Here is an 18,536-nt window from a genome sequence, read left to right as displayed (position 1 = left end):
TTCATTCATGAAATCAATCATTTAGCCGGAAATTTATCATGCAATGGGAAATTGTCATCGGTCTTGAAGTACATGCTCAACTTTCAACGCAATCTAAAATATTCTCTGGCGCATCCACTGCTTATGGTTCGCCGCCGAATACCCAAGCGTGCGTAATCGATTTAGCATTGCCCGGTGTTCTACCAGTACTCAATAAGGGCGCGGTTGAACGGGCTATTAAATTTGGTCTGTCAGTCGGCGCTAAGATTAATTCGCCCTCTATTTTCGCGCGTAAAAATTATTTTTATCCCGATTTACCGAAAGGCTATCAAATTAGTCAATTCGAATTGCCGGTGGTGCAAGGTGGCAACATTCAGATTCAGGCTGATGGTGAGGAGAAAAATATCCGACTGACTCGCGCACATTTGGAAGAAGACGCCGGCAAGTCGTTGCACGAGGATTTCCATGGTATGAGTGGGATTGATCTGAATCGGGCCGGCACACCCTTGCTGGAAATCGTTTCTGAGCCAGATATGCGCAGCAGTGCGGAAGCCGTAGTCTATGCGAAAACACTGCACGCGCTAGTACGTTGGATCGGCATTTGCGATGGCAATATGCAGGAAGGCTCTTTCCGCTGCGATGCCAATGTTTCGGTGCGTCCATACGGCACGGAAAAACTTGGCACGCGCTGCGAGATCAAGAATCTGAATTCATTCCGTTTTCTCGAGAAAGCGATCGATTATGAAGCTAGAAGACAAATTGAAATCCTGGAAGACGGCGGTATAATCCGACAGGAAACCCGTTTGTACGACGCCAGCAAAGACGAAACGCGGACTATGCGTACCAAGGAAGATGCCAACGATTATCGTTATTTTCCCGATCCGGATTTATTGCCGCTCGAAATTTCTGCAAACTGGATTGACCAGGTGCAATCAGTCTTGCCGGAATTGCCTCAGGCGCGCCGTGATCGTTATATGTCGGAGTTCGCACTATCTGCCTACGATGCCTCCGTACTAACAAGCTCGCGCGAAACCGCAGATTATTTTGAATCAACTATCAAGCAATTGCCTGCACAGGTAAAATTATGTGCCAACTGGATCATGGGCGAAATCAATGGGCAATTGAACAAAGAAGGGCTTGAAATCACCGCATGCCCAGTGACCCCTTCCCAACTTGCTGCACTGCTGGAACGAATCAGTGATGACACCATTTCCGGCAAGGCAGCCAAAGCGGTATTTGAAAGCATGTGGAATGGCGAATTGGAAAAAAATGTCGATGCTATTATTGCCGCCAAAGGGTTGAAACAAATTTCCGACGATAGCGCCATTGAAAAGCTGGTTGATCAAGTGCTGGCTGCTAATGAGCAACAAGTCGCAGACTATCGCAATGGCAAAGAAAAAGCCTTCAATTCACTGGTCGGCCAGATCATGAAAGCAACCCAAGGAAAAGCCAATCCAGCACAGGTGAATACTATTTTGAAAAAGAAACTGGAAGGATAGCAAGCAATCAAGACTATCAACTTAACAGGCTGTTGAAACCTTGCCACCGAGTTCAGGTTCAAATCAAGGTCAATAAGCTACCAATGCTTTTTGGCTTTGTTCCAGCGATAAAGCATCGCGGCAAATAGATTGTAGCTTAAAGTACACAGCTGCCTGACAATCGGAGTTCCTAGCACTTTCGCTTTCCAGCGTTCATGCGTAGACGCACGCCAGATGACCAAAAAGGCATCAAAACCGACATGAAGATTGCCCGTCTCGTCAATAACATGCAGGCGTTCGCGAACGAACTCAAGATCTGAATTGGCTTCGGAAACAAGCGCACGATGCGTGTGAATATCGTTCCACTGGATTTCACTACAACTTTCTTTATCCATCTGAGCTTCAATTCCAGCTTTGCATACCGGACAGGCTGAGTTGTAATACACTTTTATTTTTGGTTGATTCGTCATTGCGGTTCTTCACGATAAACGGCCAGGAAGGTAACAGTCTTTCTTGGGACTAAGAAACGATCAACTTTTTTGGAGTTTTCATTACCACACCCAGACAATGAAATACTTTTATCTTTGGATTACTATTTTCACATTAGCATAATTGACTTCAAAATGCTTGCTCCCGTGTCAGTGGATAAAGAATTGAAGTGTCTCGATGCGTTAGTATCTTTTCATAGCATTGCTTAATTGCGTGCGGCATAAATCTAGGATGGTATTCCTAGAGACTTTTACAAAAGTGTACTTTGTGATTTGCAGCACATTGTATTAAATTAATAAAAATTTCATGAATTAGGGGCTTGCAAAGATTTCTTTTATTGTAGATCGAGTCTGAGTTATCCGATTTATGCGATCAAGCAATTGATTAGGACCTTACTGGTGTGTTTTATTTTTGCGGCAACTCGATTGGCCGATTTGAATTTATTTGCAGGTTAGCTTAATCGTATTTTGCTTCATGTGTGAATCGAAAAAAGAAATGATTACTTCAGGTGATGAATGAACGTCACTTATTGAAAGTATGCCGATGTTTCTACAATTTCTTGTTTGCTTGTGGGAGCTGAAGCGTTGCCTGTTTGCAACACAAGATGGAAGCGCTCAAAAAATACGGCTACCAGTTCGATACTGGTAGCCGTACGGATATTAGTCTCCGATTGGATTCCTTTGTGCAGCGGTCAAGCCGGCTTTCCAATCTTCTGGCAGGTTTTGCACCCAACCATTGTAAACATTGGGAATCGCAAGCACTCCTTGACCACCAAATCCTGGCAGACGACTTACCGCGTCATCACTAGCTGTATTTTCTCCGGTGGTTAGAGAAATCGTTCCCACAATCGTTGCATCGTTCAAATTGCCATCGCCATTCGGATCAGTATCTACCACGATCAGACGATTGGAAAATTTGCTTGTAACGTAGGCATAATATCCACCGCCCTGTTTGGCACCAAAGTTTGCACCGTGACAACCGGGGTCGCAGGGGAGCATTTTAACGATGCTATCGGTAGCGGTATCTACGATAACAATTTGTCCGCCTGTTGCGGCGATTACAACTGCTTTGCCATCGGGAGAAACGGGTGTTTGGATGGGTAATACGCCGTATGCAAATTCTCCATTCCCATCATTATCAGCAATACTGCCGTCAATCGGATCGTAATCGGCAATGAGATTGACAGTTTTGATCAGTTCTCCGGTATTGCCATTCAGTACGCTTAATGAATGGTGTAGAAGATTGGTTGCATAAATTTTGCTGGAATCCGGCATCATGCCGATTGCGATTGGATGTGCGCCGGGAGCACCTTGACCTGTTACGGTTCTGGCGTGTATATCGCCATCGGCACCATAGATTCCGATATCACCCGTATTGATGTTGGGGGTTACGATTCTGGATCCATCTGCACTGACCCAATGGCCATGAGGATTTGCGGAGGTATGCCCGCGTCCTTGTGTTGGCATCATTTTGGTAACATGCTTAGTCCCAGCAGGAATAACTGCAATGCTGTTTTCACCATTGATAGCAATCGTTGCGTCATCATTCGTGGGTAATGTCATAACATGAGAAGGTGCATATCCCACTTGAATGTTTTTTATCAATTGACCATTATTACGCTTGATCATGGTTAATTTGTTATCAAACCATTGGGTCTGATAAATGACTGATTGATCCCGGTTGGGCCACATATTATGTGGATTATTCATATCAATCTCAGGTAGTCCAATTTTACGTTTAACCGTCCAATCGGTTGCATCAACCACGGTAATGGTGCCTGGTTTGTATTTGTTTGCAGTTTTCTCAAACTGGGTATTAATCCATATTTCTCCGACACCATGTTCTGTTGGTGGAATTGGCGTTGGAAGAAGGTCGCCGCTGATATCCAAGATGCTTAAAGGAGCAGCAACGCCTCCATCGGTTAGCTCCTTACTGAATGGAGCTCCTGAGATTACGACTGAAAGATCAGGGAATTTGACATTCCAACTGCCGGATGAATAGTCTTGCCAGTTATCCGGTGCAGTAGCGACAAAGAATGTTCGTAATAACCGAATGGCCAAATCGCTATTGGTGGGCAGTCCTTTAATTCCAGTTACGAGATCGATTTTAAAATCTGAAGCTTTGTCACCTAAGTCAAGTGCAAGACCAAGTATTCCTTCCGCGTGCATAGTTTCAGGGTCATCAACAATCACTGCACCAAACATATAGGGGTGAACCTTACAAGTAAATACATAAAGGCCTGGCGTATCTAATCTGAGAATTCCACCTCCTCGGTAAGCATCGGTTTGATTGAAAGGCATATGATGCGCTCCCGTTGGCCATAACAAAGAGCTGATGGTGTGCACAGCATTGGTGTCTGACATGATAAAATTAACGCTGCTACCTGGAGCAATAACTTCCAATGATTTAGTTTTAATGCCCAGACCCAGTCCTACAAGTGTATCTCCGCGCGCGCTTCTAAACCAACTGGCTGGTTCATCAGTTATTTCAAATGTTACCAAGCCTGGTTCATTTTTTGGTCCGAGTAAAATTCGACCATAAGGTGATGCACCGATTTCACTGACCCCGTCACCGCCGATTGGGTCAACTCTGAAGCTACCGTGCATACCGGCTTCCATATGTGCAATTAAGTGGCAATGATATTGCCAGCTTCCGGTGCCAACACCAGTGCCTGCTTTGACGGTAAAGGAATGGCTGTCGATTTCATCTTTCAACAGCTTGGTATCAATCACTTCGCTGGTGCCTGTTTTCAACCATCGATGCGCATGTAAGTGGAAGGTGTGTCCGGGTCCGATCGATAAGATGTGGAAACGTACGATATCATTCTCGATTGCACCAGGATTGGGATTTGCCCAAAGTGGTTTGTGCTGTGTGCCATCTCCGGAGACTTCGGTTCCCCAGAAAGTTGAACCGACCATGAATAGAATAAATTGTTTATTGATATCAGCTGATGTGATAGGAATTATGCTTCCATCTGCATTCACATAACTGTCGACAGGCCCATGTGCTTTATCCACAATGATTGCGCCAAATAGACCCAGCAGTTCCTTGCCATTGCTATTGCCATGGTATACGAAGCTGCCTTCCTTGTTAGCTTCTATCTTGTAACTTTTTGTTTTTCCTGGTTGAATTTTCCCTGAGCCTGATTGCGTAAGACCAGGCACTTTGAAGCCGATTTTGATACCCGTGTTATTTGTTAATGACACATTAACTGTATCCCCTTTCTTTACGAACAGGGTTGGCCCCGGTATGACAGCTTCGTTTCCTGACAGTGCATACGCAATCTGTCCGTTAGGTAATGGTTCGGCCGTAAGCGCGAAGTTATGTTCTGTAGCCAGAGCGAACTGCGAAATTAAGAGTGTGATTACAAAAAAAACAATTGCAGTTATCTGTTTCCTAAGACCAAATGCATTTTTAATTTTCATTTTTTATCCCTATTATTAAGTTGCTAACATATGCTTACTGGACTCGAAATTTTCCCTTCATGTCCAAAAGATTGTTGGAGAAATTTTTGTCTTTATAATGAGCGCTACTTTTGGCAATAACACTGAAAACATGTTTCTCCAGCGGACCGATTGCAACTTGATTAATAAGGTTGGTAGTTCCGGGGTCGATCCATTTATAGCCGTCTAGCTTAAAGGTGTGAATATCGGTGCCTAAGGCAATTAAATGAAACCGGACATTGGAGTTTTTTGTTGCAGCCAATGTTGGATTGGTGCCATGTTTTGACTGAGTTCTGCTTGTTCCGTCGATTTCCATACCCCAGAAAGCATCGTCGCCTAAATAAAGTACATAATCCTTGTCAAAATTTGGTGCGCCGATTTCGTTGACGATGATTGCTCCAAAAAGACCTTTGTGCTCTGCTCCGTTATGGGTTTCAAAATTATGATCGTGGTATGCCCAGGTGCCAGCAGTTCCAGCTGCAACATTCCATTGATATTCGTAGATGACATAGGTCTCTTCAAGCCCGGCACCTGCTCCCTCGTCAAAATTTTTATTGATGACCTTGAGGGTTCCGTCGCTAAGAATATCGTAATGGACGCCATGCACATGAATGCTGACCTGTCTGCTGATTTCAGGAATAGGAGTATTATTGCCAGGAATTGCATTCTGAATCGATATCTTAACTGTGTCTCCTTCGGTTAACTCGATGGTAGGGCCGGGAATGGTGGCTTCCGGGCTATAGCGTGATGTAATATCCGTACCGTTAACTTTATGGCTTAACATTTTGTAAGCTAACAGTTTGTTACCAAATCCATCGTCTTGGGTTTCTTCTGCGGTCAGTTGAATAATATGTTCGGCTGCAAAACCTGCAGAAAAAGTAGATAGTGTCAGGGTAAGTGCGAATGTCACGGCACTCAGTTTTATTAAGGATCTTTGTGTGATAGTCGGCGAGGCATTGGAATTTTTTATGAGCTTCGTGTCATACTCGGCTCGGTTGGATTGAAACAGCATTGAATGACCTCCTAATGTGAAAAATGCATATCAAGTGAAGCGTGTATGGAACATGCATCTTGGTGGATTAATGCAGGTGTTTCATTTTAGGCTCGCAATTCACTTGTAACGTAAGGTTTAGCAAGCTGATTGCAAAAGGGGAATGCAATCCTAGCTGGGCGGGATTCTATCAAATCTGTTTTTTTCTAAATAGAAGGCATCTGTCCTTAAAACCTATCTAAATTTAGTTATTTTTTGGGATAAATGTCCCGATCAAGCAGGATTCTTTAAAATAATCATATAAGGGGGCTTTGAGACATAGTTCGATTTGTTTCTTGACACCAATTTTTCTGTAGATAATAGATAATTGGTTTCGTACAGTCTTCTCTGTTACAGACAGTTGCGCGCCGATTTCCTTGGCGGACAAACCTTTGCATGCGAGATGGGCAATGTGACGCTCGCTGTCGCTTAATCTAGGTTGCTGGAATGTTGAAGCATCAGCTCGCGGTTTGATTTCTACAGCCGGATCGGGATCGAATTGTGCTTGCCAGAGCAACTTGGTGATATTGCGATCAAACCAGAGATGACCTTTATGGATTGCAATAATGGCCTTGATTAATAGATCTGTCGAATGGCCTTTCCTGATCACCCCTGCCACGCCTGAGCGAAAAGTTTGTAAGTGAGTTTGTTCGTTATTGTAATCAGAAAAAGCCAGTATTTTACTTTGTGGGCAAGTACGCATTAACTGGGCAATATGTTCCACGTAGTTATTGCCGCTCAGGTGTAGATCCATAAGGATTATGTCCGGCTTGTGCTGTTCTGCCAGATTAAATAAGTCTTTTATTTTATTGGTTTCTGCTATCAAGTTGATATTGGTGTGGTTTTCAAACAGTGAGCGCAGTCCTAAACGAACGAGCTCGAAGCTCTCGGCTACTAGAACGCGTATTTTTGAATCAGGGTGCTCAATCACGCTTTTTATTGTCCGTAAATTACAAAGAGTCCTAGCTAAAAGGACGGCACTTGAGCATAGAGAATTGCAATTAAATCATATAATTAGATTAATATATATTATGACTATCCATCTAATTTTTACTTGAGATTCTAACAGACTTGCTTATGGTTAAATAGATGGTGTTTGTCCCAAAATATATCGCAATAGATCGTTATTTTCTGACAGAACAGCCTGACTTTTTAGGATCGTGGGAATAATTATAAAGCGTCATTTTTGTTGTATTTATTGGTGATGTCGGTTATTTCATTGGTATTTGCGTTTTCGTTTGAATTATGAGAGCGGGTAAGAGCGATTCATATTAAAATCGCAGCTTTCCCTTTTAAGTTCTGAATCAAGATTATGCATCCAATGTTGAGTATTGCGGTGAAAGCTGCGCGTCGTGCCGGTAATATCATTAATAAGGCTTCTCAGAATCTGGATTTGCTCACAGTGTCAAAAAAATCACACAGTGACTATGTCAGTGAAGTGGATGGCGCAGCTGAAGAGGCTATTATCAAAGTCTTGCTTGCGGCCTATCCCAATCATGCAATTCTGGCGGAAGAGAGCGGACGCCAGGGTGATCAGAAGCAGTCAGAATATCAGTGGATCATTGATCCGCTGGACGGAACGACTAATTTCCTGCATGGTTTTCCAAAATATTCGGTTTCTATCGGATTAAGGTATAAAGGTGTTCTGATGCATGCGGTGGTTTACGATCCGAACAATAATGAGTTATTTACCGCGAGTCGAGGCAGCGGCGCTTTTTTAAATGATCGCCGAATTCGTGTCAGTAAGCGCACCAAGCTTGAAGAGTGTTTAATTGGCACCGGAATACCATTCCGTGACTTGACGCACGTCGATGCTTATTTTGCGATACTGCGGGATATCGTGCCCCGTATCACAGGGATACGGCGCCCGGGTTCCGCCGCGCTGGATTTAGCTTATGTCGCGGCTGGGCGCTATGATGGGTTCTGGGAAATCGGGCTGGCACCATGGGATATGGCCGCCGGTTGTTTGCTGATTACTGAAGCGGGTGGGTTAGTTGGTGATTTGGAAGGCAATGACACGCAATTGGAAAGCGGACAAATTATTGCTGGAAATCCAAAAGTTTTTAGTCAATTGCTGCAAGTGATTGCGCCGCATCTCACACCGGAGTTGATCAAAGCGCAACGGTCTGCCGAACCAATTTAGCATAACGACAGTGGATCTGCATTCGGCATTCGGCATTCGGCATCCACGCGGTACCACAATCCGATTCCGAATGCTCAACCTCCAGTATCAGGCGTTATTGATAAGCTAATCAGACGCTTGTTCGATAACAGACTGCGCTTATCTTTCCAATACCATGAACATGACTACAAAAATAATAATTTGGATGATTGCTGGCTTATTGCTGGGTAGTTTGATTAATATCTTTGCTTATGATGTTGCACTCATTCAGAATTATTTGGTTCATGGCTTGTTTCATGTGGTGGGTACGATCTTCATTAACTTATTGAAAATGCTGGTTGTTCCATTGGTGACTTTTTCATTGATTTGCGGCGTTTGCGGCATTGGCGATGTTAAAAAACTGGGCCGGGTGGGTATCAAAGCTTTCGGTCTCTTTTTGCTAACCACTACGCTTGCCATTTCATTAGCGCTCCTTGTTTCTGTCACGATAAACCCTGGTAAAGATTTTAATTTGACTCAAAGTGCTCAGACAGAATTTGTGGCGCCTGAGCCACCGCCCATAACACAAGTCTTTATTGATCTTGTTCCGAGTAATCCAGTAACTGCCTTTGCGGAAGGCAACATGCTACAAATCATTTTTTTCACCATTCTGTTTGCGATTTGCTTGCTGATGGTCGGTGAGCGTGGGCGCACGCTAATTGACGGCGCTGAAAAATTGAATGACGTCATGCTGCAGGTGGTGAATGTTGTTATGTCCATTGCGCCCTACGGGGTATTTGCATTAATGGCGAAGAACTTTGCGTTACAAGGAATTGACTTAATTCTGCCAATGATCGGCTATTTCGGTATCGTTATTTTGGTGTTAATTTGTCATGTAACCGGCACACTTATGTTGTTATTGAAATTTCTTGGACGGATCAGTCCAAATCAATTTCTTAAGAAAATGCGCACTGCCCAGGTTTTTGCTTTCAGTACATCCAGCTCCAATGCAACCATACCCGTTACACTCAGAACGGTTGAAAGGCGTATGGGTGTGGATAATTCGACGGCTTCATTTGTTGTGCCTTTTGGTGCCACCATTAACATGGATGGCACCGCCATTATGCAAGGTGTTGCCACAGTGTTCATTGCCAATATTTATGGTATTGAACTGGGCTTAACGGGCTATCTCACTGTTATTGGCATGTCGGTACTGGCATCGATCGGTACCGCGGGCGTGCCTGGCGTCGGACTCATTATGCTGGCCATGGTTTTCAATCAAGTGGGGTTGCCAGTTGAAGGCATTGCGTTGATCATGGGTGTGGATCGTTTGCTGGATATGCTACGTACCGCGGCCAATGTTACCGGGGATGCTGTCGTTACCATGATTGTTGCGCGCAGTGAAGACAATGTATCCATGGAAGTTTTTAATGATCCCGATGCTGGAATATTAGAGTCCGTAGAATTGCCTCACGTCAAACAGTGAAACAAGCGGGTCAGAATTATCGCTAAACCGCCATAATTAATACATATAGTCAATTCTAGTTGAGCGAAGCAGTTAGGATATTGTCGCTGCATTTCAAAAATATGAACGGCTACTTGCTCGGCGCGCCGTTTGATTCCGATACGCTGCAACGTTATAATAAACTCAAATGTTGACGCCTTTCAGGAGGTGTTTAGGAACAAGTTATAAATTAAGATTAATCAAAATCAATAACTTATCCAAAAGGTAATTTTTGCATATCATTCTTTTTCGCATATTCCCATTACTACTACTGTTGGCCTTTGGATTGCCGGGGTCAGCGCTATATGCGCAAGCTATTCCACAAGTTAAACCTCAAATAAATGACTCAGCTGTTAGCAATTCAGTCAAAGATACTGAAGCTACTGGCAAAGAATCAACAGATCAGTTATCCGCCATTATGCAATCCCTGCAGGAGAAGCGTAAGCAACGAAAAGCATTGCAACAGCAGTTGGCTAAAGCTACCCAAGAGGATGAGAAAAAAGATTTGCAGCAGCGGATTGATGAACTCAAGGCAGTTATCAAGCAGTTGAATCACTCGTTTGAGCAGGTAATTATTGGCGGTCTGGATTTGGACCCATTTCTGGATGCATCAACGCGACCTTTTGATTGGAAAGAAGAGCTTATTCTGGCGACTAAGCCGATCATTGATGCTTTGAAGGATTTGACCGAGAAGCCGCGCAAAATTGAAAAACTACGTGGCGATATCAGCTTATTGCATGAGCAGCGCAAACTAATTGACCTTGCGTTAGACGCGATGGCGCGGTTTCAGCCAGATACTATGGCCCAACCGACTAAACAAGAGTTTGAATCTGTAACCCAAAAGTGGTTGCAGAGACAAGCCGATAACATACAAGATTTGGAAATTGCCCGTTCTCAGTTGGTTAGTCTGGAAGAAAGCAATAAAGACTGGTGGCAGAGCCTGAAAACCGGGATGGTGGACTTTGTGCAGGGCCGCGGGCTTACGCTAACAATCGCCATCTTGACCGCATTTACTGTCTGGATGCTAATGCGCGGCTTACTATGGTTGTATCAGAAGAAATTGGTTTCTCCCGGTAACCGCAACAGCATCAAGGTGAGATTGGCGGGATACGCATATCGTATGCTGACCGGATTACTGGTGATATTGGCAGTTCTGATAACATTTTATCTGGCCAATGATTTTCTGCTACTGACATTGGCGATTATTTTATTAATCGCGATTGCGCTGAGCCTCCGACATATTTTGCCGCGCTATATCAACGAGACCCGATTATTGTTGGATATTGGGCCGGTAAGAATCGGTGAAAGAGTGGTCTATAATGGTTTGCCGATGCAGGTTAGATCGATCAATGTGCATTCGCTGCTACGCAATCCTGATCTAAAGGGGATCGTCCGGCTACCATTAAACGCGCTGGATGATATGGTGTCGCGTCCAGATATTGATGAACCTTGGTTTCCTTGTCGTCCAGGTGAGTATGTCATGTTGTCGGATGGCCGTTTCGGAGAAGTATTAGAGCAAACCTTGGAATTGGTGTTGCTGCAAATGAAAGGTAGCTTGGTGCAATTTCCTGCGGCTGATTTTTTCCGTCTGGATCTGCTCAATCTATCACGCAAGGGATTTGTCGTGGTCGTTACATTCGGCATTGATTATCAGCATCAGGCGCAGTGCTTGGATGAAGTGCCGACTCGTTTTCGTGAGGCGTTAGAGCATGCGCTTGCGCAAGCGGAATTTAGCGATAAGATCGTCAGTTTGCTGGTCGAATTTAAGGAAGCCAATACGAACTCATTGGATTATCTGATTGTTGTCAACTGCAAAGGTGAGGCAGCCAGTTCGTACTTTACGATTAATCGTTTGATCCAGAAAACTTGTGTTGAAGTTTGTAACCGGGAACACTGGGTTATTCCATTTACTCAACTAACGGTGCATCAAGGCGAGGGATTCCAAGCGCTGAGTGACCGCAACATGCAGATACACCAACAGCTCAACGCATAATTTAACCCAGCAAACAGTATCTTATCTAAATTGATTGAGATGGGTAAGACACAAGTTATTAAATCCTACTTGGTTCCACTAATCGTGTGCTTCAGGAACTTCAAAAGGCAAGTCTGAGTTTTTTTCATTGGAATCAATCAAGGATTTCATTTCTTCTAGTGGTGGAAGCTCTTCCAGTGAGCGCAGATTCAGATCGTTAAGGAAATGTTGTGTGGTAGCAAACAGCGCGGGTTTTCCAGGCACGTTACGGTGTCCGATTGCTTCTATCCAACCGCGTGTTGTGAGTGCTTTAAGCACCGATCCGGAAACGCTAACGCCGCGAATTTCTTCGATATCGCCACGGGTTACCGGCTGACGGTAGGCGATGATGGCGAGCGTTTCCAGAACTGCACGTGAATAGCGCGGTGCTTTGGGCGGTGTCAAACGCTCCAGATACGGTTGTATGTCCGCTTTGGTTTGAAAACGCCAGCCGCTGGCGATCGAGACCAGCTCCACGCCGCTATCACGCCATTTCTCGCGAATCTCCTCCAGTAATTTCGACAACACGGTGGCGCTTAATTCCAGGTTGAATAACTTACGCAATTCGTTAATGGGCAGAGGCTCTGAAGTTGTCAGCAAGACAGCTTCCAGAATTCGCTGGGTTTTTTCAGGAGTCAGTGTATCCGATGTATCAAGCTGATTGAGCGACATCAATGGAGCGGACATAAATAATCCCAGAATCGAGCGATTGAGAAATTTCTAGCAACAGTTCCTTGACCAATTCCAAAACAGCCAGGAAGGTGACAACCACTTCTGCAACCGTGGCTGCGGGAGCGAACAAATCGTAAAATTCTACCTGATCACGTCCACGCAGGTCACGCAGCACCTGGCTCATATAAGCTCTGACCGAAAGCGTTTCACGTTTAATTTGATGGTGACGATTGATTTTTGCGCGCGTTAGAATAGCCATCCAGGCGTTCCGTAAATCATCCATGTCGATATTGGGTAACTGTGCCGCAGCTTGTTGTTCAACCCATATCTGAATTACGCTAAAGTCGCGCCCGGCTTGTGGTAGTTCATTTATTCGGGTTGCAGCATGTTTCATTTGCTCGTATTCAAGCAAACGCCGCACCAGTTCAGCGCGCGGATCATGTTCTTCTTCTGTTTCTGTTTTGGGATTGGGGAGCAGCATGCGCGACTTGATTTCAATCAGCAATGCGGTCATCAGTAGATATTCGGCTGCCAGTTCCAGTTGGTCCACGCGCATCATTCCAACATAAGTCATATATTGCTGCGTTAACTCCGCCATCGGAATGTCCAGAATATTCAGATTATGCTTGCGAATCAGATACAGCAGTAAGTCCAGCGGACCCTGAAAGGTATCCAGAAAGACTTCCAATGCATCGGGTGGGATATACAAATCCTGTGGAATTTCCAGCAACGGCTCACCACAGATTCTGGCGATCGGTTGTGTTTCATTGGTTTCGATTACTGAATTGTCGTTCATAGAACAATAAGATCAGTCTCGCTTGTGCGCTGTAAATTTATGAATAACTGAGTCCCATCGCTGCGCGGACGTCACGCATGGTTTCTTCCGCCAGTTTGTTGGCTTTTTCGCAACCGTCTGCAATGATGTTGCGTACCAGGGTCGGGTCTTCTTCGTATTTTTTGATGCGTTCTAACATGGGTTCCTGTTCAGCCAGAATCTTATCGATCACGGGTGTTTTGCAATCCAGGCAGCCAATTTCCGCATTTCTGCAACCCTGTTGTACCCATTCGCGTGTGGCGTCATCGGAATAAACAAGATGGAATTGCCACACCGGACATTTAGCCGGATCACCCGGATCGCTGCGCCGTACCCGTGCCGGATCGGTTGGCATGGTGCGAATTTTTTTGCGAATGTTTTCCGGATCTTCGCGCAGACTGATGGTGTTGTTATAGGATTTAGACATTTTCTGACCATCCAGTCCCGGCATTCTGGGAGCTTCAGTCAGCAATGTTTCCGGTTCGGATAGAATCATTTTGCCGCCGCCTTCCAGGTAGCCGTATAGCCGTTCACGATCACCCAGACTTAGATTCTGCTGCTCGTTCAGTAATGACTTGGCTTTTTCCAGCGCGTACTCATCGCCCTGTTCCTGATACAGCGTACGCAACTCAGTATACAGCTTGGATTTTTTCGAGCCTAGTTTCTTAATGGCTTGCTCCGCTTTTTCTTCAAAACCAGATTCTTTGCCGTAGATGTGATTAAAACGCCGGGAAATTTCGCGCGTAAATTCCAAATGGGGTGCTTGATCTTCTCCGACGGGAACTAGATTGGCACGGTAAATCAGAATATCTGCACTTTGCAGTAACGGATAGCCCAGAAAACCAAAAGTGCTGAGGTCTTTCTCGGATAATTTTTCCTGTTGATCCTTATAGGTGGGCACGCGTTCCAGCCAGCCCAACGGTGTCATCATCGACAGCAGCAAGTACAGCTCAGCGTGAGCAGGAACCTTGGATTGAATGAATAAGATCGCCTGCGATGGATCAACGCCCGCAGCCAGCCAATCAACTACCATATCCCAGACATTCTGTTCGATGATTTCAGGTGAATCATAATGGGTCGTCAAGGCATGCCAATCGGCAACGAAGAACAAACATTCGTGCTGCCGCTGCAGCTTGACCCAATTTTTCAAAACACCATGATAATGTCCCAAGTGCAGGCTACCGGTGGGGCGCATGCCTGATAAAACGCGATCAGCAAACATGTTAATTTTCCAAATGTAAAACGTTATTAAATATATAATCCAAAAATTGATACGATCATGATTTTAGCCCATGTAATCACGGGGCCAATCACGGCGCCCAGTGCACCACTGAATAACAATACCAGCAGTATCATAAAACCATAAGGTTCAATCCGGGAAAACTGGTAAGCCAATTGATGTGGCAACAAACTCACTGCCATTCGACCTCCATCCAAAGGCGGTAGCGGTAACAGATTGAGTACCATCAGGATAACATTGATTTCAATTCCTGCAATTCCCATCAGCGCCAGCGGCTTTGCAAAACTACTTTCAGGCGAGATAATGGCTAGTTTGATCATCAAGGCCCAGAAAAACGCCATCAGTAAATTGGCGCCGGGCCCGGCAGCGGCTACCCAGAGCATATTGCGTTTGGGTTGGCGCAAGTTGGAAAAATTAACCGGCACCGGTTTGGCCCAGCCAAATAAAAAACCCGCACCGATGGTTAATTTACTTAGAATGAATAATGACAACGGAACCAGTATCGTACCCACAAGATCGATATGCCGTACTGGATTGAGACTGATACGCCCTTCGTTGTATGCGGTAAAGTCACCGAAATGCTTGGCGATATAACCATGCGCGGCTTCATGCAGGGTGATGGCAAAAATAACGGGAAGCGCATAAATGGCGATACCCCGGATAATTTCATCCATGTTCGATTCCAAATGGATCAAGACAACCTTTTCCTTGACGTACCAATGCAGGCACATCAGTGGTTAAATCAATCACCGTGGTCATATCTATGCCGCATGAACCAGCATCCATAACTAATTCAACTTGATGTTCCAGTCGTTCGCGAATTTCTTCGGCATCATTCAACGGATATTTGTCTCCTGGCAGAATCAGCGTTGAGCTTAGCAGCGGTTCGCCGAGTTCCTCCAGTAACGCCAGCACCACCGGATGATCGGGAATGCGTAAGCCGATGGTATTGCGTTTCGGATGCTGCGTGCGCCGTGGTACTTCCCGGGTTGCCTGTAAAATAAACGTGTAGCTGCCCGGTGTAGTGGCTTTAAGCAATCGATACTGACTGTTATCCACTTTGGCGTAGGCGGAAATTTCTGTCAGATTGCGGCACACCAGCGTGAAATGATGGCGTTCATCTACTTGCCGAATGGTGCGGATGCGCGCCATCGCGTCTTTGTCGCCCAAATGGCAGCCCAAGGCATAACAGGAATCCGTGGGGTATACGATAATTCCGCCTTTTCGAACAATAGCAACGGCTTGCTTGATCAAGCGCGCATGCGGGGTATCCGCGTGAATTGAAAAGAATTGAGCCACAATAAAACGGTATCAGGATTAAGTTAAGTTAAGTAGTCAATGTGCTAATTTGTGAGTTCGGCTGCGATGTTGTTTTTCCAATGGTGCCAGACGGGCGTGCAACCGTGTGGAAATTCCGGTAACTGCCCCAGATCAAAATAGCTCTCACCAGGGCCATGAAAATCCGAGCCGCACGAAGCCAGCAGGTTTCTATGTTGTGCGTGGTGTGCAAAATGTCGCATTTGCTCGGGTGTGTGGCTTGACGTGACCACTTCAAGGCCTGATCCGCCCAGCGCGCAGAACTCATCAAGCAGATCATTCAAGACATTCTTACCCAAACCATAACGCGCTGGATGTGCGATCACCGCATGACCACCACTATTGCGAATCCAGCTCACAGCATCGCTGAGCGAGGCCCATTCGTGAGAGGTATAGCCTGGCTTGCCTTTCACCAGATATTTTTTAAACACGGATTTTACGTCCTTAGCATAACCCCGCTCAACCAGAAAACGAGCAAAATGCGTACGTCCGATCAAGCGCCGCTCGCCAACATGCGCATAAGCGCCTTCCAGGCTATCCTGAATGCCGATTTTTTCCAGCTCGAGAGCGATATTTTCGGCGCGTTGCGCACGCCCCGCGCGTATAGCTGCCAAACCTTCGATCAGCGGTACGTAGGTCGGGTCAATATTCAATCCGATAATATGCAAAGTGCGGCCGCGCCAGCTCACGGAGATTTCCACACCATTTATAAATGTTATACTTTTTGATTCGGCCATCTGCCGTGCTTCTGCCAGTCCAGAGATGTCGTCGTGATCGGTTAACGCCAGTATTTCAACGCCGCGCATAGCGGCGCGCTCAACCAATTGAGCCGGTGGTAAAACGCCATCAGAAATGTTGGAATGACAATGCAGATCAATGTTAAGCATGAGGTAATTCGTAGCAACGCAGAACATGCATGATAGCAAATAACCGCATTGAAGAGAAATAATTGCGTTGGATAATGAAAGAGATAGTTAGAACCCTGAAAGAAAAATCGTTTTACAAGGAACCCAAATGAATAAACTATTGGCAATTCGCCACCATCTATCCGCTGCGCCGCATCGTAGCTTGTTTTTAGCGGGCGCATTGCAAGGCGTGCTGACCGTGTTGTGGTGGGCATTTGACCTGACCAGTCGCTATGGCATCGCCGGATCAATGACCCACTGGAGCATTGCACCGACCTGGGCACATGCATTTCTGATGATCTATGGTTTTTTTCCCTTCTTTATTTTTGGTTTTCTGTTTACCACCTACCCCAATTGGATGAACGGCGACAAAGTAAGGCCGCGCGAATATGTCGCTACGTGTGTATTAATGGCGGCAGGTGTGGTGCTATTTTATGTCGGTTTGTTGACGCACAAAGTAATCAGTATCGCCGGTGTTGAATTGATGTTGGTCGGCTGGGGCATTGCAATTTATGTGTTGTTTCGCATTCTGCTGACGACATCTGCACAGGACAAACGTCATGCCAGAGTAACCAGCATCGCACTGCTGATGGGCTGGCTGGGCGTGGCGGCGTATCTAGTCTGGTTAGTGACCGAAAGTCCGGTTGTGCTTAATTTTGCGCGTCACGCCGGAATTTGGTTCTTCCTGCTGCCGATCGTGCTGACCGTTTCGCACCGCATGATTCCGTTTTTCTCCAGCCGCGTACTGGATAATTATGAAATGGTGCGGCCATTCTGGATGCTGTGGCTGATGCTCGCCTGTATTGCGGCGCACGGCAGCCTGCAATGGTTGGAACTGTCGGCCTACCTATGGATCGCCGACTTCCCGCTGGCCGCTTGTGCGCTCTATTTGTCGTACCGTTGGGGATTTTTGCGCAGCTTTAGCGTTAGTTTGCTGGCGGTGTTGCATTTCTCCTTTGCCTGGCTGGGTGTATCCATGCTGCTGTATGGAGTACAGAGCTTGACATATATGCTATCCGGCAACATGGTGCTTGGCCTTGCGCCATTGCATGCACTGGGCATCGGCTTTTTTGCCAGCATGATCCTGGCGATGGCTTCGCGCGTCACCATTGGGCATTCGGGACGTCCGCTGGAGCTGGATCGATTAACCTGGGTGCTGTTTTTAGGCTTTCAGGCAACCGCTGTGATCAGAATTCTGAGTGATGTCGTGCCGGTGATCGCACCGATGCTCTATGTCTTAGCCGCATTTGTCTGGCTGGCCTGCTTTGGGCTTTGGACTGCCAAGTACGCGCCGATTTATTGGCGGCAACGGATGGATGGGAAACCGGGGTAGTTAAGGAATCTCCGGATAATGGTCATTTCGAGCAAAGCGAGAAATCTATTGTGTTTGCTATCAAAGATTCCTCGCCGCATTCGGAATGATTTTAGTGAGTTATTCAGAGCTTCCTCTAGTTAAGTCTTGCAGAGAACTACGCGATGAACATCGATCTATCTCGCTTAGCTAGAGCTTACTCAAAAAGCATAACTAACTGATTGAGTTTAACAATATTGTA

15 protein-coding genes are annotated in these 18,536 nt (G+C 45.7%); 5 read left to right on the top strand and 10 right to left on the bottom strand.

What is annotated here, in order from left to right; translation table 11 throughout:
- Nucleotides 1-38: 38 nt before the first annotated feature.
- Entirely contained in the window at nt 39-1,478 is a 1,440-nt protein-coding gene (gene gatB, locus QZV86_RS04295; RefSeq protein WP_295624390.1) for an Asp-tRNA(Asn)/Glu-tRNA(Gln) amidotransferase subunit GatB, read from the top strand.
- 77 nt (nt 1,479-1,555) lie between these two features.
- Here gatB and QZV86_RS04290 read toward each other — a convergent pair whose 3' ends face one another.
- From QZV86_RS04290 to QZV86_RS04275, 4 genes are all read right to left on the bottom strand, one after another.
- Nucleotides 1,556-1,927, bottom strand: coding sequence for a DUF393 domain-containing protein (locus QZV86_RS04290; RefSeq protein ID WP_295624388.1), 372 nt, complete (start codon nt 1,925-1,927; stop codon nt 1,556-1,558).
- A 678-nt stretch (nt 1,928-2,605) separates the two neighbouring features.
- The gene (locus tag QZV86_RS04285; RefSeq protein WP_295624386.1) at nt 2,606-5,371 is read right to left on the bottom strand and encodes a multicopper oxidase domain-containing protein; all 2,766 of its coding nucleotides are present in this window, start codon (nt 5,369-5,371) and stop codon (nt 2,606-2,608) included.
- Between the two features lie 34 nt (nt 5,372-5,405).
- Nucleotides 5,406-6,401, bottom strand: a complete 996-nt coding sequence (locus QZV86_RS04280) for a multicopper oxidase domain-containing protein (RefSeq protein ID WP_295624384.1) — start codon at nt 6,399-6,401, stop codon at nt 5,406-5,408.
- Nucleotides 6,402-6,624: 223 nt separating this feature from the next.
- Nucleotides 6,625-7,350: a response regulator transcription factor gene (locus tag QZV86_RS04275; RefSeq protein WP_295624382.1), complete on the bottom strand. Its 726-nt coding sequence runs from the start codon at nt 7,348-7,350 to the stop codon at nt 6,625-6,627.
- 381 nt (nt 7,351-7,731) lie between these two features.
- Between QZV86_RS04275 and QZV86_RS04270 the strand changes: the two genes are divergently transcribed.
- The 3 genes from QZV86_RS04270 to QZV86_RS04260 all read left to right on the top strand — a co-directional run bounded on the left by QZV86_RS04270 (nt 7,732) and on the right by QZV86_RS04260 (nt 12,017).
- A complete protein-coding gene (locus QZV86_RS04270) occupies nt 7,732-8,562 on the top strand; it encodes an inositol monophosphatase family protein (protein ID WP_295624380.1) in 831 nt (276 codons plus the stop codon).
- Nucleotides 8,563-8,716: 154 nt separating this feature from the next.
- Nucleotides 8,717-10,006 (top strand): dicarboxylate/amino acid:cation symporter, encoded by a 1,290-nt coding sequence (locus QZV86_RS04265; protein WP_295624378.1) that lies wholly within the window; start codon nt 8,717-8,719, stop codon nt 10,004-10,006.
- Between the two features lie 250 nt (nt 10,007-10,256).
- Entirely contained in the window at nt 10,257-12,017 is a 1,761-nt protein-coding gene (locus QZV86_RS04260; RefSeq protein ID WP_295624376.1) for a hypothetical protein, read from the top strand.
- A 78-nt stretch (nt 12,018-12,095) separates the two neighbouring features.
- Here the strand turns inward: QZV86_RS04260 and scpB are convergent, their stop codons facing one another.
- The 6 genes from scpB to QZV86_RS04230 are packed head-to-tail and all read right to left on the bottom strand — an operon-like array spanning nt 12,096 to nt 16,965.
- Complete coding sequence (scpB, locus tag QZV86_RS04255) at nt 12,096-12,722, bottom strand: SMC-Scp complex subunit ScpB (RefSeq protein WP_295624374.1); 627 nt, start codon at nt 12,720-12,722, stop codon at nt 12,096-12,098.
- Entirely contained in the window at nt 12,688-13,503 is an 816-nt protein-coding gene (locus QZV86_RS04250; RefSeq protein ID WP_295624372.1) for a ScpA family protein, read from the bottom strand. Before QZV86_RS04250 ends, scpB begins: the two co-directional genes overlap by 35 nt.
- A gap of 37 nt (nt 13,504-13,540) precedes the next feature.
- Complete coding sequence (locus QZV86_RS04245) at nt 13,541-14,743, bottom strand: tryptophan--tRNA ligase (RefSeq protein ID WP_295624370.1); 1,203 nt, start codon at nt 14,741-14,743, stop codon at nt 13,541-13,543.
- Nucleotides 14,744-14,769: 26 nt separating this feature from the next.
- Nucleotides 14,770-15,435 (bottom strand): site-2 protease family protein, encoded by a 666-nt coding sequence (locus QZV86_RS04240; protein WP_295624368.1) that lies wholly within the window; start codon nt 15,433-15,435, stop codon nt 14,770-14,772.
- Nucleotides 15,428-16,060, bottom strand: coding sequence for an L-threonylcarbamoyladenylate synthase (locus tag QZV86_RS04235; RefSeq protein WP_295624367.1), 633 nt, complete (start codon nt 16,058-16,060; stop codon nt 15,428-15,430). The genes QZV86_RS04240 and QZV86_RS04235 overlap by 8 nt, the downstream gene beginning before the upstream one ends.
- A 44-nt stretch (nt 16,061-16,104) precedes the next feature.
- Nucleotides 16,105-16,965, bottom strand: a complete 861-nt coding sequence (locus tag QZV86_RS04230; RefSeq protein WP_295624365.1) for a 3',5'-nucleoside bisphosphate phosphatase — start codon at nt 16,963-16,965, stop codon at nt 16,105-16,107.
- A gap of 127 nt (nt 16,966-17,092) precedes the next feature.
- Here QZV86_RS04230 and QZV86_RS04225 point away from each other — a divergent pair, with 127 nt between their 5' ends.
- On the top strand, nt 17,093-18,316 hold the full coding sequence (locus tag QZV86_RS04225; protein ID WP_295624363.1) for an NnrS family protein: 1,224 nt from the start codon (nt 17,093-17,095) through the stop codon (nt 18,314-18,316).
- Nucleotides 18,317-18,536 lie beyond the last annotated feature (220 nt).

Source organism: uncultured Nitrosomonas sp. (genome assembly GCF_902826915.1).
Classification (GTDB): Bacteria; Pseudomonadota; Gammaproteobacteria; order Burkholderiales; family Nitrosomonadaceae; genus Nitrosomonas.
Note: the sequence above shows the minus strand (reverse complement) of the source record. Positions and strands in the feature narration are given on the sequence as shown.

Coding starts and splice junctions, on each gene's coding strand:
- QZV86_RS04230 (WP_295624365.1), bottom strand. CDS start 16,965: ATGCTTAACATTGATCTGCATTGTCATTCCAACATTTCTGATGGCGTT.
- gatB (WP_295624390.1), top strand. CDS start 39: ATGCAATGGGAAATTGTCATCGGTCTTGAAGTACATGCTCAACTTTCA.
- QZV86_RS04290 (WP_295624388.1), bottom strand. CDS start 1,927: ATGACGAATCAACCAAAAATAAAAGTGTATTACAACTCAGCCTGTCCG.
- QZV86_RS04270 (WP_295624380.1), top strand. CDS start 7,732: ATGCATCCAATGTTGAGTATTGCGGTGAAAGCTGCGCGTCGTGCCGGT.
- QZV86_RS04265 (WP_295624378.1), top strand. CDS start 8,717: ATGAACATGACTACAAAAATAATAATTTGGATGATTGCTGGCTTATTG.
- QZV86_RS04250 (WP_295624372.1), bottom strand. CDS start 13,503: ATGAACGACAATTCAGTAATCGAAACCAATGAAACACAACCGATCGCC.
- QZV86_RS04285 (WP_295624386.1), bottom strand. CDS start 5,371: ATGAAAATTAAAAATGCATTTGGTCTTAGGAAACAGATAACTGCAATT.
- QZV86_RS04245 (WP_295624370.1), bottom strand. CDS start 14,743: ATGTTTGCTGATCGCGTTTTATCAGGCATGCGCCCCACCGGTAGCCTG.
- QZV86_RS04225 (WP_295624363.1), top strand. CDS start 17,093: ATGAATAAACTATTGGCAATTCGCCACCATCTATCCGCTGCGCCGCAT.
- QZV86_RS04280 (WP_295624384.1), bottom strand. CDS start 6,401: ATGCTGTTTCAATCCAACCGAGCCGAGTATGACACGAAGCTCATAAAA.
- scpB (WP_295624374.1), bottom strand. CDS start 12,722: ATGTCCGCTCCATTGATGTCGCTCAATCAGCTTGATACATCGGATACA.
- QZV86_RS04240 (WP_295624368.1), bottom strand. CDS start 15,435: ATGGATGAAATTATCCGGGGTATCGCCATTTATGCGCTTCCCGTTATT.